Origin of the sequence: Actinomadura rugatobispora, assembly GCF_042656285.1 — a bacterium.
GTDB lineage: Bacteria > Actinomycetota > Actinomycetes > Streptosporangiales > Streptosporangiaceae > Spirillospora > Spirillospora rugatobispora.
Map to the genome: position 1 here is coordinate 97,935 of NZ_JBHSON010000046.1, position 15,368 is coordinate 113,302.

Here is a 15,368-nt window from a genome sequence, read left to right on the forward strand (position 1 = left end):
GGACGTCCATCGCGCCGACCGCCATGTGCGGGGCCCTCAGCCGAGCGCGCCGACGTCGATGTGCCCGGCTCGCCGGGCGAACCGCCACCGCCCGTCCTCGCGGACGAACTCGTCGACGTGCCGCCCGACGAGGACCCCGGGCGCGCCGCCCTCGGCCGCCCCGGACACCGCCGCCCACACGCACTCGCCGGACGCGGTGTCCCCGTCCAGTTCGATGCTGGGCGAGGCGATCACGTGGACCGACTTCCTCGCGCTCTCGGACCGGAGCACCTTCGCGGCCGCCCGCTCGATCTCCTCGCGGCCGTCGGCGCGCATGACGGGCCCGAGCCGGAGCTTGGCGTCCCGCGAGAACAGCGCCGCGTACGCGACCGGATCGCCGGCGTCGAGATGGCGCCCGTAGTCGATGTACAGCCGGCGGATCTCGTCCAGGTCCTCAAGCCGCCCGAGCCTGCCGGCCAGGTCCCGGAGCGCTTCGTCTCGATCCATGGCCGGATTGCTCCTTCGGTCCGCGATGAGAACGATGGTGCAATCTTAGGTAAGAAAGCGCTACAAGGCCACGCCCGCGTCGATGACGTGGGTGGCGCCGGTGACGAACCTGCCGTCGTCGGAGACGAGATAGAGGATCGCGTTGGAGATGTCCTCCGATTCGAGCGCGACGACCGGCAGCCGGTTGACCGCGCGTGCCGCCTCCTCGAAGTCCGCGCGGGTGGGGGCCTCCAGGTCGGGCCGGAACAGCCGGTAGGTGGAGTCGTTCAGGACCATGTCGGTCGCGACCGTCGTCGGGTGGACGGTGTTGACCCGGATGCTGTGCGGCGCCAGCTCCTTGGCCATGACCTTCATGAGCATGACCAGCCCCGCCTTGGCGGCCGAGTAGTGGGCGGTGTTCTCGTGGGCGTACATCGCGGCGAGCGAGCTGGTGATGACGACGGCGCCGCCCCGGCCACCGGCGACGATGTGCGGGACCGACGCCTTGAGCGACTTCCACACCCCGGTCAGGTTGATGTCGATCATGTCCTGCCAGGTCTCGTCGCTCATCTCCAGCGTCGGCGCCGGGGAGGAGATGCCCGCGTTGGCCAGGACCACGTCGAGCCGGCCGAACTCCGCGACCCCCGCCTCCACCGCCGCCGCCAGCGCCGCCGAATCGCGGACGTCGGCGTCGCGCGCGACGATCCGGCGGCCCGTGGCCTCGACCAGCCGCGCGGTCTCGGCCAGATCCTCGGCCGTGGCCAGCGGGTAGGGGACGCTGTCGACCTTGGCCGCGGTGTCGATCGCGATGATGTCGGCGCCTTCCCGCGCGAGCCGTACCGCGTGGCTCCGGCCCTGACCCCGCGCCGCCCCGGTGATGAACGCGACCTTGCCGTCCAGCTTGCCCATGCGCGTCTCCCATGCCGTTTCGGAGGGTTCCCACCGGAGGTTATGGCGCACGCCGACGCAGGTCCAGAACACAGCGACTGACCAAACGAACCGATCTGGTCAGTTCGTTCTATAGAGTGAAGGAGGAACCTACCGAGGAGGTCCTCATGACGGACGCGTCCAGGGGCGGCCGTGCGCTGGTGGTGGGGCTGGGGATCGCGGGCATCGCCGCCGCGGTGCGGCTGCGCCAGATCGGCTGGGAGCCGGTGCTGGTCGAACGGGCGCCCGCGCGCCGCTCGGGCGGGTACTTCATCATGCTGTTCGGCACCGGCGTCGCCTCCGCCCGGCGGCTCGGCGTCCTGGACCGGATCGGCGACCGCGGCGGACCCCACGTCACCGTGCACGAGGTCGATCGGACCGGGCGTCGCCGTCCAGGCATGAACCCGGCCGCCATGGCCCCCGGAGCCCCCCGCGCGCTGCTGCGCGGCGATGTGGAGCGCGGCCTCTTCTCAGCGCTGCCGGACGACGTGGAGATCCGCTACTCCACCGTCCCCACCGGCATCGTCCAGGACGACACCGCCGCCGAGGTGACGCTGCACGACACCACGGCCGGCACCACCGCCACCGAGCGCTTCGACCTGGTGGTGGGCGCCGACGGGATGCGCTCCACGGTACGAGAACTGGCCTTCGGCCCCCAGGACTTCCTGCACCCGCTCGACTACATGATCGGCGCCGCGCTCCTGGACGAGCCGGTCGACGGCTTCGGCCTGTCCGAGGGGCTGATGCTGGCCGAACCGGGCCGCTCGGCCTGGGCCTTCCCCTTCGCCGACCACGCGCCCAGCCTGCTGTTCTCCTACCGCACCACCGACATCGACGCCGAGTTCGCCCGCCCGCCGATCGAGTCCATCCGCGCCGCCTTCGGCCCCCAGCCCACCGGCCCCCTCCTGGAGAGCCTGCTCACCCGCTACGAACAGGCCCCCGACGCCCTTTTCGACTCCGTGCACCAGGTCAGGATGCCGCGCTGGCACCGCGGCCGGGTCGTCCTGCTCGGCGACGCCGCCTGGTGCCTGACCCTGTACTCGGGCATGGGCGCGTCCACCGGCATCGCCGGCGCCGAACTGCTGGGCACCATGCTGCGACGCCACGACCTGCCCGCCGCACTGCACGCGTGGGAGGCCCGGATGCGCCCCTTCATCCACACCCAGCAGACCGGCGCCCTCACCTCGCGACGCCTCTTCACCCCGCACGACCGCAAGGAGCACATCATGCGCGCCGGGATGATGCGCCTGATGCGCGCACCCGCCGTCGGACACGCCGCGCGCAGGATAATGGCCAAGGACATGAAGGCCAAGAACATCGACGTCGCCTCCCCCTGAGAGAGCCATGAACCCGCTGGTCGAGCACAACTCCCGCAAGGCCGCCCGCATCCTGGACGCCGCGCGCGAACTGGTGCTCGACCACGGAGCGGGCAAGGTCACCGTCGCCGAGATCGCCCAGGCCGCGGGCGTCGGCAAGGGCACCGTCTACCTCTACTGGCCCGGCAAGGAAGACCTCATCCGCGGCCTGTTCGCCCGCGACCTGCTGACCGGCATGGACGAACTCATCACCCGCCTCACCGCCGACGCCGCCACCGTCCAGCCCCGCCACCTGGCCCCGCTCCTCCTGCGCGCCGCCGGAACCCGTCCCCTGGCCCGCCTCGTGCACGGCAACGACCCCGACCTCCTGCGCCTGCTCACCCCCGACCCCGCCGACCACGAACTGTTCGCCCGCACCCGGCCCAGCGCCCTGTGCGAAGCGGTCATGCCCGTCCTGCACCGCCACCGCCTGATCCGCCACGACCGCCCCCTGCCCGACCAGACCTACACGATGCACGCCCTGCTCACCGGCTTCCTCGCCACCACCGCCGACCCCACGACCGGCGTGGACGACCCCGGAAAGGTCCTGGCCGACACCATCGCCGTGCTCTTCGAACCACCCGCCGCACCCGCCCGCCCCGCCGTCACCGCGGCCGCCGACCGAACCCTGGCCATCTTCCACGAGACCCGGAAAGCCGTCCTGGACCTCATCGACCGCAGCCAGACCCCCTAGAAGAGGCCCGCATGCGCATCGTCGCCGTCGCCGACACGCACACGTTCCACCACGAACTCACCGTCCCCGAGGGCGACGTCTTCGTCCACGCGGGCGACCTGTGCCGGCGCGGCAAGGACCTCCGGGAACTCGAGGACGCCGCGGACTGGCTGCACGCTCTCCCCCACCCGACGAAGGTCGTCGTCGCCGGCAACCACGACTGGATGTTCCTCGACCAGCCCGAACGGGCCCGCGCCGTCCTGGCCGACCGCGGCATCCGCTACCTCCAGGACAGCGGCACCGAGATCGACGGCGTGACCTTCTGGGGCAGCCCCTGGCAGCCGGAGTTCAACGACTGGGCGTTCAACCTGCCCCGCGGCCGTCCCCTGGCGGAGCGCTGGGCCCTGATCCCCGAAGGCGTCGACGTCCTCGTCACGCACGGCCCTCCCCTGGGCATCGGCGACACGAACGCCATGCCCGGACGCCACGGCTGCGAAGACCTCCTGACCCGCGTCCGCGAGGTCCGCCCCAAGCTGCACCTGTTCGGCCACATCCACCAGGACGGCGGCCTGTGGCACCGCGACGGGATCACCTACGCGAACGTCACCACCTGGGAATGCGAACGCGCCCCCACCACCATCACCCTGACCCCGACAGGCCCCCACCCCGAAACAGTGCCCCCCGCCCGACCTCGCTGAGCGTCCTGGCCCTCCACCGCCCGCCACCTCCGCCAGCGGAAACGCCGACCTGAGCCAGAAGACGGCGGCAGATCACGTTGGCACACCCGCTGGAATCTCAATGCCGCTTGACGGTATATGCCGTTCATGCCTGCAATAACAGTTCTTGGCGGATAAATCCCAGATTATTAGGTTTGGCCGCCCTTCTGGCGACCTGGGTTCGGCGACCGAGGGTCGAGTGTCAGCCCCATCACTCTGGGTAAATCCAATAAGGGGAGTAAGCTCTTTAAATTCGCTTGTCAAGTCCTTGCTCCCCTAGCGTTGGCGGAACCGGTTCGTTGTGCCAGTCATCGTCAGCCGTCACGGAAGATCTCGCCCACCCGGGTCCGTCCACGCGGTCGATCGATCGGCTCGCCAAGGAACCGTGATCGAGGGGCACGAACATCGATGACGCGGTCCCCCAGCACCGGAAGAGGAGGCGACGCCGGAGTCGTGCTCGATGGTGTCGGCCCTCCCGACCGACCCGACCGGTGGCGGCGGGAGTTCGGGTGGCTGTGGCTCGGTTCCGCGGCCTCGACGCTCGGGGGCACGAGCGTCGCCATGACCGCGCCGCTCCTGGCCCTCGCGGAATCCGAATCGGCCGTCGTCACGGGTGCCGTGTTCGCCGCGGGCACCCTGCCCAACCTGCTCTATCTGCCCGCGGGGCTCGTGGTCGACCGGTTCGACGAGCGACGGACGATGCAGGTCAGCCTGGCCGTCCGGCTGGCGGTGGCAGTGGCGATGGTGTGCGTGACCGCCGCGGGGCGACTGCATGTCTCGATGCTGCTCTGCGCGGCCGCCCTCAGCGGAATCTGCACGACCTTCTACAACGTCGCCGAGACCAAGACCGTCCCGCGACTGGTCCCCGTCAGCCACCGGAAAAGGGCCGCGGCGACCAACGAACTGCGCGGCAACCTCTCGTCACTGGTGGGACGTCTGCTGGGCGGCGCACTGGCCGTTCCGGGACGGAGCACGATGCCCTTCGCCATCGACGCGGCGCTGAGCACCGCGACCTTGGCGACCCTGTTCACCATAAGATCGCGTCTCAAGCGCACCACGACCGGTGAACGCCCCCAGGGACTGCGCGGTCTCGGGCCCGACTTCACCGAGAGCGCCGTCTGGCTGTGGCGCCGGCTTTTCCTTCGCACCGTTCTGATCACCTGCACGCTGACCAACGCGCTGTTCTCCGTGATGGTCCTGATACTGATGGTGCGAACTCGTGATCAGGGAGAAGGCTCCTGGCTGATCGGGCTGATCCTCGGCGCACCCGCTCTCGGCGGGTTCATCGCCGCCTGCTACACGGCCAAGCCCCGCTTTGGGTGGTTGCGGGAACTGATGCCGTGTCCGCGCGAGCCGTCCACGGCACATCCTGAGCCGGCCCCGGCACCCGCCACCGAAACGGAGACGGAGACGGAGCCGGTGTCACAGCATCACCGGTTGCGGTTCCTCAGCAGCCACCCGCTGCGGATGGTCTCCATCTGCCTGGGAAGCTGGCTGGTGCTCACCTCCGCCATCCCGCTCACCGGGAACCCGTGGATCTGGCTGATCGCCTGGGGCGGGGTCGGCTTCGTGGGCACCCTGATGAACATCGCCCTGAACGGTTACCAGTCGGTGTACACCCCCGAAGCGATGCGCGGGCGGGTGAACGGTGTCGTCCGGTTCTGCACGATGGGCGGGACCTCCATCGGCACCGTGGTCGGCGGCCCGCTCGTCTTCTGGATCGGGGCGACGGCGGTCGCCTGGTGCGTTCCGGGGGCTATCGCGATCCTGGCCGCGGTTCTGTGGGGAGCCTGGAAGTATCGGGTCCGCCGACCGCGCGACCGCGCGCTGCCGTCGCCCCCGGTGTCAGATTCCCCTGATCCCCCGGACGATGCGGAGTGCGGAGAAGCTCCGCGATCCCGCCAAGATTCCGTACTGCCCGCCGGAGCCGCTGCTCCGTAGCGACGGCGCCGTCCAGCCCGCCACCGTTGCGGATGAACTGGTAGGCGATGGCAGTGTCCGCGAGAAGTTCCGAGACCACGGTGCCGGTCTCCTCGGAATCGCCGAGCAGGACCCACATCGTCATGGTGGCGTTGTCGGCGTCCAAATACTCCTGGTGGGCGCGTGCGAGCGCCGCACCGAGTTCCTCGTTCTTCACGCTTCCGCTCGTCACCTTGCGGATCTCGGCGCAGAAGCGCATGGTGAACGCCAGCCTGAGCACGGCCGCCTGCGCCTCGGCGTAGCTCTCGAAGAGACGGTCACGGTCGGCTTCCCGGCGCGCGTTCGCCCGGGCATCGGCCTCCTGCCGGCGCTGCTGGCGGGCACGGCGCCCCTCTCCCAGGACCTGCAGCCAGGTGACGAGCCCCGCGGCGAAGAGCGTCGACAGACCAGTGATGAGCGCGACCAGCGCGGCGTCGGACATGTCCTGATGATGGGAGCCCGGTCAGCGCGTCACCACCTCATCGGTCACACTTCTTCGAGCAGGCGCCGCGCCTCGTCGCGCAGGTGAGAGGGCAGCGGAGGACGGCTGGCCTTGACCGCCTGGGATGCCAGCTCGGTGGCGGCACGCCGGTCGCCCGTCTCCCGCTTGCCCTTGGCCACGCGCAGCAGGACCGGTCCATTGTCGTCGGCCTCGGCGACGGCCTGCTCGAAGTCACGCCTGGCCGCCTCGATGGCGCCGGGACGGGCGATCGCGGCCAGCGCCAGCCCTCGCGCCGCCCGCACGGAGGCCGGCGGGTCGCTCCCCACCCGGTCGAGATCGCGCAGAGCCGACTCGGCCTGGCCGGAGTCGGCCAGGATCTCACCGCGCAACTGGAGCGCTTCAGGATTGTCACCGTCCGCCGCCAGCACCTCCCGGAGCACGGCCTGCGCCGCACGCGGCTTACCGACGTGCCAGAAGGTGAGGGCGAGGGCCGTGCCCACAGCAGGGTCGTTCGGGGCTCGCGTGGACGCGCGGTCGAGGATCTCCAGAGCCTCGTGTCCCTCTCCCCTGGCCAGATGGAGCCTGCCGATCGCGCCGAGTTGGCGCCCGGCGGCGGGCGAGTCGGGAATCGACTCGAACAGCGCGGCGGCGGTGCGGTAATGGCGGATCGCCGCCTCATCGGCGGCGCCCAGGCAGGCGATGTCCCCCAAACAGGACTCCGCCTCGGCACGAACGCGCATGTCCGGCTCGCCCGAACGGTTCAGCGCCGCTCTGGCCTGGCGTTCGGCCAGTTCCAGATCTCCTCGTGCCAGTGCCCGGCCGGCGGCCCGGACACGGGTGGCGGCATCGGACTCCCGCTCCGGCCGGTCCTCACGCCGCACCCGGTCGATCGCCCGGACCAGCAGCGGGTGCCTCGCCTCGTGCCGCCAGACACCGCCGTGCCGACGCGTTGTCAGCAGGAAACGTTCCTCCAGCGCGTCGAGCACCTCGAACGGGATCGCCCCATCGCGGGTGTCGAGATGATCGTGTGCGTCCGGATGCCCGATGCGGCTCAGCCACGCGGCCACGACCGGCGACGGGAGGTCATGGTCGACCGCCACATCGCTGATCGCGGCCCGGCAGAAATCCGTCAGAACCTCGTCGACATCCGGTAGATCACGCGGGGTGATCTCGCGGGCGCCGCCAGGTCGCCGATCCCACATCGGCCGGCACAGCAACTGCAGCAGCACAGGCTCGATGCCTTCTCCGGCAGGCCCTTCCCGCTGGGACAGTTCGTCCAGCAGCTGATCCGCGGCAGCGTCCGTGAAAGGGGGGCGGGAGCCCTCGAGCGGATCGGTGAGGGCCCGCCGGGCCTCCTCACGGCCGACGGAGGGTATCGCGAGCCACCCCATCGGCCCGGCGTCGAATGTCTTGAAGAGCCGGGTGAGATCGTCGAGACGCGTTTCCCGCACCACGAGCAGCAGGCGCAGATGGGGAACGGCCTCCAGGGCGCGGTGCAGTTCATCGACGAAGCCCCGCGTGCGACGCGAGTCAGGATCCCGGAAAAGCCTCTCCGCCTGGTCGATCGCCACCAGAACCGGACCCGCGGCGGGACCACGAGTGGCTGCGACGTCGCGCACGTGCACCCGACGACGCAGGTGATCGGCGATGGACAGGCCGGTCAGGCGGGTCAACGGCTCGCGGGGCCGCCACGCTTCCAGCAGCGTGCGCGTGAACGGATTCTGCGGGGGGAGGCCGGCGACCGGATAGCCGGCCTCCTCGGACGGTCCCATGGAGACCGAGGCGACCGGCAGGACGTCCGCGCGCCGGGACCGCAGCCACGGCACCGCACCCGCCCGGACAAGGGATGTCTTGCCCGAACCGCTCGCTCCGCACAACACCGTGAGGCGGTGCCGTTGCCAGACCGAGCACAATTGGGCGATCTCCTCGCCGCGCCCGATCAGCCGGCGCCGGTCATGAACGGTGAGGGAGCCCGGCCACCCCCCGGAGGAAGACCGTCCGAGAAACGAGTCAGCGGCGCTCATGTCGACGGCTCCGGTCAGGCGAAGGCGGTTAGAGACGCCCCTGGCCGCGGTGCCGGTCAGGGCCGGGCACGCGGGAGGTCACTCCAGAGCGGCCACGGAAGGGTCGACGAGCGCCTCGGTCGAATCGACGACACGCCCGACCCGAGCAGGCACGACGCCGGCCGGGCCGTGTGTCACACATCGTCCACGACGGCGTCGAATCTGGCCACCGCGTCATCGCCGTGATCCGAAGTGAGCAGAGAGCGCAACTCGCGTTCGACGACGGCGGCGTCGACGGCGGCCACGTCATCGAGCGAGACCTCTGAGAAATCGAGCAGAACACCCCCGAAGTCTTCGGCGTCACTCATTCGACCTCCCTGCGCGGTCAACGCTTCCTTCGCACGGTACCACGCCTATTGATCACCAAACAGGGCACAGCACATCTCTCCGCGCCGGCACCGCATTCCATGCTTTCGACGGCCAGGCCGAAAATGAGTTTCTGGATTAGCCGCATACCGATCGACCATTGCGTGCCACTGGATTACGATCACCACTTCACCTCGTGGTTATTTCCAGAAGCCGACGACATAAGATGTTCTCACGGGTGGGACGGACACGGAGGCGGCCGTGACGCGCGACGGTTACACGAGACGACCTGGAAGCTCCGAGCCCACGGTGTGGGGCGGGGTACCCCCCAGAAACAAGAATTTCACCGGGCGGACAGACCTGCTGGAGAGGCTCCGGGAGGGTATCGCCGGTGAGGTCACCGCCGTGGTCCCGCACGCCCTGCACGGCATGGGAGGTGTGGGCAAGACCCAGATGGCGGTCGAATACGCCCACCGCTACCGCGGCGACTACGACCTGGTGTGGTGGGTGCCCTCCGACCAGGCGTTCCTGGTCCAGTCCTCGCTGGCCGCACTCGCCCCGTTCCTGGACCTCCCGTCGGCCACCGCCACGGGCATCGAGGATGCCGCCCAGGCCGTGCTGGACGCGTTGCGGCGCGGCGAGCCCTACCCCCGCTGGCTGCTGATCTTCGACAACGCCGACAGGCCGGACGAACTGAACACCATCATCCCGCGCGGCCCCGGACACGTTCTGATCACTTCTCGGGACCATCGCTGGGAGGACATCGTCGACGCGGTCCGCATCGACGTGTTCACCAGGGATGAAAGCCTCGCGTTCCTGACCAGGCGCGTGCCGCACGCCATCACCGAGGCGGACGCCGACATGCTGGCCGAGTCGCTGGGCGATCTGCCCTTGGCGCTGGAACAGGCGGGCGCGCTCCAGGCGCAGACCGGGATGCCCGTGGACGAGTATCTGCAACTCCTCGACGAGCACCTGAGCAGCCTGATGGCCGAGGGCAAGCCACCCGAATACCCCAAGTCGATGACCGCGGCCTGGGCGTTGTCGGTGAGCACGCTGGAGGACAAGCTCCCCGAAGCCGTGGAACTGCTGCGCTGCTGCGCGTTCTTCGGCGCCGAGCCGATCCCGCGTGCCGTGTTCTCCCGCACGGCCGAACAGCTGAGCCCGCATCTGACCGGAATTCTCCGCGACCCCATCCTGCTCAACCGGGCCATCGGAGAACTCAACCGGTTCGCCTTGGCCAAGATCGACAACCCTGGGCGCACGATTCAGGTGCACCGGTTGGTCCAGGCCCTTCTGCGCGACTCGCTGGACGACGAGGACCAGGACCGCATCCGCCACCACGTGCACCGGTTGATGGTCAGCGCCGCCCCGGACGACCCGACGCAGCCTCAGAACTGGCCGGGCTACGCGGCCCTGCTCCCGCACGTCCTCGCCGCGGGGCTGCCCTCCTGCCAGGATCCGGACGTGCACGCCTTGGCCCTGGGCTTCGTCCAGTACCTGTGGCTGGCGGGCCACCACAGCTCGGCCGTGGAGTACATCGACAACTTCGAGGGTCACTGGGTCGCCCTCAACGGCGAGGACCATCTGGACGTGCTCGACCTGCGCCGACAGCGCGCCAACATCGTCCGCGCGCTCGGGCGGTTCACCGAGGCCTACGAGCTCAACCAGGGCACGCTGGCGCAGATGCGGCGCATCGGCCGTACGGACGAGCCCTTCCGGGACGTGCAGCTCCAGGTCGTCAACAGCATCGGTGCCGACCTGAGAGGCCGCGGAGACTTCCGCGGCGCCTTCGACCACGACCAGAAGTCCCTGGAAGAGCACGAGGCCGCCTACGGTCCCGACGACGCGCGCGTCCTGCGGGTGGTGAACAACCTCGCCCTCGACTTCGGCCTCATCAGCGACTTCCGGACAGCACGGGAACTGCACGAGCGCAGTTACGCCGGCGTGGAGACCGGAGGCGCGGGCATCGGCGCGACCAACGTCCTCACCGCGTGGGGAGGGCTGGCCCGCGCGGTCCGGTTGAGCGGCAACTACCAGGAGGCCGTCGACCTGGGCGAGGCCGCTCATTCCTATGGCGCCGACGTCCTGAGCCCTGAACATCTGCTGACGTTGCGCACCGGCATCGACCTGGCCATCGCCTATCGCAGGACCGGGGAGTACGAGGACTCGCTGGCACTGGCGACGGAGACCCACGACAGGTGCCAGCGCCTGTTCGGGTCCGACCACCCCGACACCCTCGCCGTCGTCGTCTGCCTGAGCAACATCCACCGCAGCATGAACGCGATCGACGCCGCGTACGAGATGATCCAGGCCGCCCTCATCCGCTACGCAAGCGTGTACGGCGAGGAGCATCCGTACTACCACGGCTGCGCGAGCAACGTGGCGATCCTCCATCGCGTCCGCGGCGACCTCGACGAGGCACGGCGTGCCAACGAGCACGCGCTGATGGGCCTGGAGAAGGCTCTGGGCCGCAACCATCTCTACCCGTTGACCGTCGCGACCAATCTGGCGAGCGACCTGGCCGCGCGTGGGGACCTGAGATCGGCGCACGAACTCGGCACCGACACCCTGGGACGCTTGCGCGCCCTGCTCGGCGAAGACCACCCGATGACGCTGGCGTGCGCCGCGAACGTGGCGTCGGACCTGCTCGCGGACGGACTCGAGGGAGAAGGCACCGTCCTGTACGAGGACACCCTCGACCGCTACACCCGTGCTCTCGGCCCGACCCACTTCGACACACTCGCCGCGACGGCACGCCACCACCTGGACTGCGACTTCGATCCCCCACCGATCTGATCAGCCCGGTGCCCTTCCCCGCCCCGCGTGGGCGGCCTGCCACCTCCCGCGATGGCGTTCGGCGATGGCACGCGCCGCGTCCAACGCGACGGAGGGGACGGGCTCGCGCCGCCACGCACGCACCGTCCTGTCCATGACGGCGACGAACTGCTCACCGGCCTCGGTGAGCCGCCCGCAGCCTCTGAGAGTGCGGATGACCAGGGCGCACGCGTCGCGCCAGTGCGCGAACTCGGTGTGCGCTCGCAAGGCGCCGTCTCCTCGTTCACGCCCCCGCTCGGCCCGCCAGTACCCGGCGACGCCCAGGTGCGCGTAAGCACCGTGGAGGAGGCCGCCGACCGGGCGGGGATCGTCCCTCCACGGAGCGTAGAAGCGGCTCCCGTCGTCGGGCAGCGTCAGCGGAACGACGTCGTTGAGCGCACCGAGCTTGGCGTGCTGGGCCTCATGCGCGAGGGTGACCGCGAGCGCGTGATCGTCCGGGGGCGGGGACATGGCGACGGCACCGAAGGCCATGGGCACGGTGGCACTGGTGTGGTCGGGTCCGTCCGCGCGGAGCGGGACCAGCACGCTGATCGCGGCGGCCACCTCGCCCGCCGTCTCCGCGTGCCCGCGCACGAGCAGCCGCCACGCCCGGCGGAGCGAGGCCCGCCACGCCTCCACCTCGGCGGCGGCCAGGCGGGGCGCCGCCTCCAGTTCGGGCGTGCCGGGCGTCCGATAGGGATCGCAGTCGTCGAGGACCAGCCTGATGGTCAGGCCGTGGTATTCGGCGTCGAGCCGCCGTAGCCCCTGCCACATGGACGTGTCGCCATGGGGGTCGGCGGGGATCCGCACCCGTGCGTCCGGCGCGGCGATCTCGGGCCGGCCGCCGGCGGTGCGCACGATCACGTACCGCCCCTCCGCCTCCCCCGGAAGGAGCAGACGTCCGAGAGACGGCAGCACAGCGCTCTCCCTGGAGATCTCGACTTCGATCGCCCGGGGGAAGCGAGCCCGTACAAGGGCGGCCGCCGCCAGCGAAGCCAGTGCTCCGGAATCGCCCTGGCCCTGCAGGGCGGCCCGCGCCCACACTCCCACGGTCGGATACCGGATCACGGCGTCCACCGCGTCGGGGCACGTTCTCTGGATCTCGGCCAGCAACGCGTAGGCCTGCCTCGCCCGCCTCGCACGGGTCGCCCCTTCGGCTCTGGCCGCATCGCGTACGGCGCGGAGCAGGAGGACGCGTTTGCTGTACTGGGCGGCCTTGAGGTGTCCGACCGCGTACGCACCGCCCCCGCCTGAGGCCAGGCCGTAGAAGACCTTGCCCGGGATGATGTGACGGGTCACGGGACGACTGCGTCGAGATGACCGGTGGCGACCAGGTCGCGGGCGACCGTCCGGCGGACATGCCTGATGAGGCGCATCAGGTCGGGGCAGTAGACGGACGGGTTGGCGAAGCCGCTCCCCGCCCGGTAGCGGTGCGGGTACATGCCTCCGCCGCAGATGCGCCCGACCGGGCAGGAGCGGCAGGACGAGGCGAGAGCATCCGCTCCCATCTGGCGTGCGGCGGTCCATGGGGAAAGGAGCGCCCTGTCGAACGGATCGTCGACGATGTTCAAGCCCGTGCGGGCCGCCCCGTGATAGGCGGACTTGAGAGTGTCGACCTGCTCGATCTGCCCGCCGGTCTCGATCACCGCCATCGCCGCCGGCGACAGGCCGACCGCCTCGGTGCGGGACCTCCCGCCCAGGAGCAACCGGATGATCTCGCTGAAGAGGCGGATGCGAGGCTTGTCGTCGGTCTCCCCGAACCAGTGGTCGAAGACGGCCACAAGCCAGTCCCCGTACGGGGTGGCGGGGTCGTCCCGGTGGCGTCCGGGAGGCGGAGCACTCCAGTTGCCGTGCGGGAGCAGAAAGTCCACGACCGGCGGAGCGTGCCGTGCCAGGGCCTCGTAGGTGGCGACGGGAGCGCCGGCGCGCAGGTCGACGGTCGCGAGCAGGCCGCTGAACAGATGCCGGTATTCCGGCGAGGCCAACCGCCGGATGCCCGCGCTCACCGCCGCGTGGCTTCCGCGTCCGTTGGCGAAACGGCGATGCCGGTCATGGCTCGCCTCGCCGCCGTCCAGGCTGACGCCGACGCGGATCGACAACTCCGCGAAGAGGTCGAGGAAGGCCTCATCGAGGAGGACACCGTTGGTCTGCACATAGGCGCGGACCTCTGCCGGGGCCGCGGCCGCGCGGACCGCGGTCACGGCGCGCCGGATTCGGGCGGGTCCCGCCAGCAGCGGCTCACCACCGTGCAGGATGAACTCGATCCTTGGAAGGCGGTGCGCTCGGACGTGCTCGCCGATCCGCTCCGCCACCTTGTCGATCAGTTCGGGCGCCATGGTGCGGGGCTGCTCGCGCCAGCTCTGATCGGCCATGTGGTACATGTAGCAGTAGTCACAGGACAGATTACATCTGCTGTGAATCTTCAGGATGAACTGCCTGAACGGTGTGGGCGTCCACCCCTCGGCCACGAGCTCCGACACATTCAGTGCGCCGGGCCATTCGACCCCGTCCGTGTGACCGGGCACGCCCATCAGCTCCCAGTACGGTCGAGCGCCGCGCTGCGCCGTTATCTACTTTGTCGCCATATATGCTTCTCAAATTCCATGATCATCAAACCCGTCTTGATCGGCCGTCTCATTCCGGCCACTTCCCGTCCCAGTGAACATCGCCCCGGTTAGGGACGGCATCGTTAGCCGACCACATATGTCCGTAAAGGGACGGTCGGAACCCCCGCGACCACCCGTGATCGCAGACCGGCTTCATGGCCGCTCACCGCTCGCGGAGCCGGCCTCGGCGTCCGGGAATTCGTTATCGCAGTGATCGTCTCCGGCGCTACCATCGCGAGGACACCGAGGAGCGGGCGAATGTGCGTGCACGAACCGGAGGCCAAGGAAGCGCTGGTCGCCGACTACATCCAGGCTCACCCGGACCACCCGGCCGCGGTGAAGCACCCGGCATTGGACGGCGTCGCCGAGATCTCATGGGCCACCTTCCCGGGATGCCCTGCCGGAGTTCCGGCGCTGTTCGCGGGGCTGCTCGACCGCTCCACCGGCGCCGAAGCGCTGCGCGTGCTGGAGATCGTGCTCACCGACGGCCTTTTTCACGTGAGCGCGGCGATGCCCACGGCGCTGCCGTTCCTGATCCGGCTCGCGACCGACTCCAGCGTGCCCGTCCGGGCCGACATGGCCGAATGGGTGCTGCTGATCGCGGTGCTGTCCCGGCCGGTCGACGAGAACAGCACACCATTCGACGTGACGCTCAACGGCCTCGACCTCGACCACCCGGAGCGCGCCGAGTGCAGGGCCGTGTTCGCCGAACACGCGGCCGAGTGCCGCACGCTCATCGACGAGACCACCGAAGACCTGTTCACGAGTGAGCGGTTCGACGCCCTGCTGGCAGCCCCCGCACAATCCCCGGGTGAGCGGTCAGCGTAGGACGGGAGTGCTGAGGGACGGCCCATGTCCTGCGCACGATGCTCTCCGGTGGGGTGCGGGAAGCCGTCCGCCCGGGTCACCTTCGGCCTGATGATGCGTCCACCTGGCGCGCGACCTGCTCGACGACGCCCTGGGGCCGGAGCTCCGGAGGGCCGTGGCGGCGGTACCGATGCGGGGATCGACCTTCAAGGTCGTCCTGGAGCTGGACGGGCCG

At 70.0% G+C, this 15,368-nt stretch carries 12 protein-coding genes; 6 read left to right on the forward strand and 6 right to left on the reverse strand.

Annotated features, from left to right (window positions below; genetic code table 11):
- Positions 1-36 precede the first annotated feature (36 nt).
- Both ACFPZN_RS29945 and ACFPZN_RS29950 read right to left on the reverse strand, forming a co-directional pair.
- Positions 37-486 (reverse strand): nuclear transport factor 2 family protein, encoded by a 450-nt coding sequence (locus ACFPZN_RS29945; protein WP_378285592.1) that lies wholly within the window; start codon positions 484-486, stop codon positions 37-39.
- Positions 487-546: 60 nt separating this feature from the next.
- Positions 547-1,374 carry a mycofactocin-coupled SDR family oxidoreductase gene (locus ACFPZN_RS29950; RefSeq protein ID WP_378285593.1) on the reverse strand — a complete coding sequence of 276 codons (828 nt, stop codon included), beginning with the start codon at positions 1,372-1,374 and terminating at the stop codon, positions 547-549.
- Between the two features lie 146 nt (positions 1,375-1,520).
- On the opposite strand from ACFPZN_RS29950, the gene ACFPZN_RS29955 reads away from it, so the two are divergent.
- From ACFPZN_RS29955 to ACFPZN_RS29970, 4 genes are all read left to right on the forward strand, one after another.
- Positions 1,521-2,729 carry an FAD-dependent monooxygenase gene (locus ACFPZN_RS29955; protein WP_378285594.1) on the forward strand — a complete coding sequence of 403 codons (1,209 nt, stop codon included), beginning with the start codon at positions 1,521-1,523 and terminating at the stop codon, positions 2,727-2,729.
- Between the two features lie 7 nt (positions 2,730-2,736).
- Positions 2,737-3,441 carry a TetR/AcrR family transcriptional regulator gene (locus tag ACFPZN_RS29960; protein WP_378285595.1) on the forward strand — a complete coding sequence of 235 codons (705 nt, stop codon included), beginning with the start codon at positions 2,737-2,739 and terminating at the stop codon, positions 3,439-3,441.
- Between the two features lie 11 nt (positions 3,442-3,452).
- Positions 3,453-4,118, forward strand: coding sequence for a metallophosphatase domain-containing protein (locus ACFPZN_RS29965; protein ID WP_378285596.1), 666 nt, complete (start codon positions 3,453-3,455; stop codon positions 4,116-4,118).
- Positions 4,119-4,589: 471 nt separating this feature from the next.
- The gene (locus ACFPZN_RS29970; protein WP_378285597.1) at positions 4,590-6,077 is read left to right on the forward strand and encodes an MFS transporter; all 1,488 of its coding nucleotides are present in this window, start codon (positions 4,590-4,592) and stop codon (positions 6,075-6,077) included.
- Positions 6,078-6,581: 504 nt separating this feature from the next.
- Here the strand turns inward: ACFPZN_RS29970 and ACFPZN_RS29975 are convergent.
- Positions 6,582-8,561 (reverse strand): nSTAND1 domain-containing NTPase, encoded by a 1,980-nt coding sequence (locus tag ACFPZN_RS29975; protein WP_378285598.1) that lies wholly within the window; start codon positions 8,559-8,561, stop codon positions 6,582-6,584.
- A 173-nt stretch (positions 8,562-8,734) separates the two neighbouring features.
- Positions 8,735-8,908, reverse strand: coding sequence for a hypothetical protein (locus tag ACFPZN_RS29980; protein WP_378285599.1), 174 nt, complete (start codon positions 8,906-8,908; stop codon positions 8,735-8,737).
- 259 nt (positions 8,909-9,167) lie between these two features.
- On the opposite strand from ACFPZN_RS29980, the gene fxsT reads away from it, so the two are divergent.
- On the forward strand, positions 9,168-11,702 hold the full coding sequence (gene fxsT / locus ACFPZN_RS29985) for an FxSxx-COOH system tetratricopeptide repeat protein (protein ID WP_378285600.1): 2,535 nt from the start codon (positions 9,168-9,170) through the stop codon (positions 11,700-11,702).
- Here the strand turns inward: fxsT and ACFPZN_RS29990 are convergent, their stop codons facing one another.
- Complete coding sequence (locus ACFPZN_RS29990; protein ID WP_378285601.1) at positions 11,703-13,019, reverse strand: HEXXH motif domain-containing protein; 1,317 nt, start codon at positions 13,017-13,019, stop codon at positions 11,703-11,705.
- Positions 13,016-14,251, reverse strand: a complete 1,236-nt coding sequence (locus ACFPZN_RS29995) for an FxsB family cyclophane-forming radical SAM/SPASM peptide maturase (RefSeq protein ID WP_378285602.1) — start codon at positions 14,249-14,251, stop codon at positions 13,016-13,018. Before ACFPZN_RS29995 ends, ACFPZN_RS29990 begins: the two co-directional genes overlap by 4 nt.
- Positions 14,252-14,584: 333 nt before the next feature.
- Here ACFPZN_RS29995 and ACFPZN_RS30000 point away from each other — a divergent pair, with 333 nt between their 5' ends.
- Positions 14,585-15,154, forward strand: a complete 570-nt coding sequence (locus tag ACFPZN_RS30000) for a hypothetical protein (protein ID WP_378285603.1) — start codon at positions 14,585-14,587, stop codon at positions 15,152-15,154.
- Positions 15,155-15,368 lie beyond the last annotated feature (214 nt).

Coding starts and splice junctions, on each gene's coding strand:
- ACFPZN_RS29945 (WP_378285592.1), bottom strand. CDS start 486: ATGGATCGAGACGAAGCGCTCCGGGACCTGGCCGGCAGGCTCGGGCGG.
- ACFPZN_RS29950 (WP_378285593.1), bottom strand. CDS start 1,374: ATGGGCAAGCTGGACGGCAAGGTCGCGTTCATCACCGGGGCGGCGCGG.
- ACFPZN_RS29955 (WP_378285594.1), top strand. CDS start 1,521: ATGACGGACGCGTCCAGGGGCGGCCGTGCGCTGGTGGTGGGGCTGGGG.
- ACFPZN_RS29960 (WP_378285595.1), top strand. CDS start 2,737: ATGAACCCGCTGGTCGAGCACAACTCCCGCAAGGCCGCCCGCATCCTG.
- ACFPZN_RS29965 (WP_378285596.1), top strand. CDS start 3,453: ATGCGCATCGTCGCCGTCGCCGACACGCACACGTTCCACCACGAACTC.
- ACFPZN_RS29975 (WP_378285598.1), bottom strand. CDS start 8,561: ATGAGCGCCGCTGACTCGTTTCTCGGACGGTCTTCCTCCGGGGGGTGG.
- ACFPZN_RS29980 (WP_378285599.1), bottom strand. CDS start 8,908: ATGAGTGACGCCGAAGACTTCGGGGGTGTTCTGCTCGATTTCTCAGAG.
- ACFPZN_RS29995 (WP_378285602.1), bottom strand. CDS start 14,251: ATGGGCGTGCCCGGTCACACGGACGGGGTCGAATGGCCCGGCGCACTG.
- ACFPZN_RS30000 (WP_378285603.1), top strand. CDS start 14,585: ATGTGCGTGCACGAACCGGAGGCCAAGGAAGCGCTGGTCGCCGACTAC.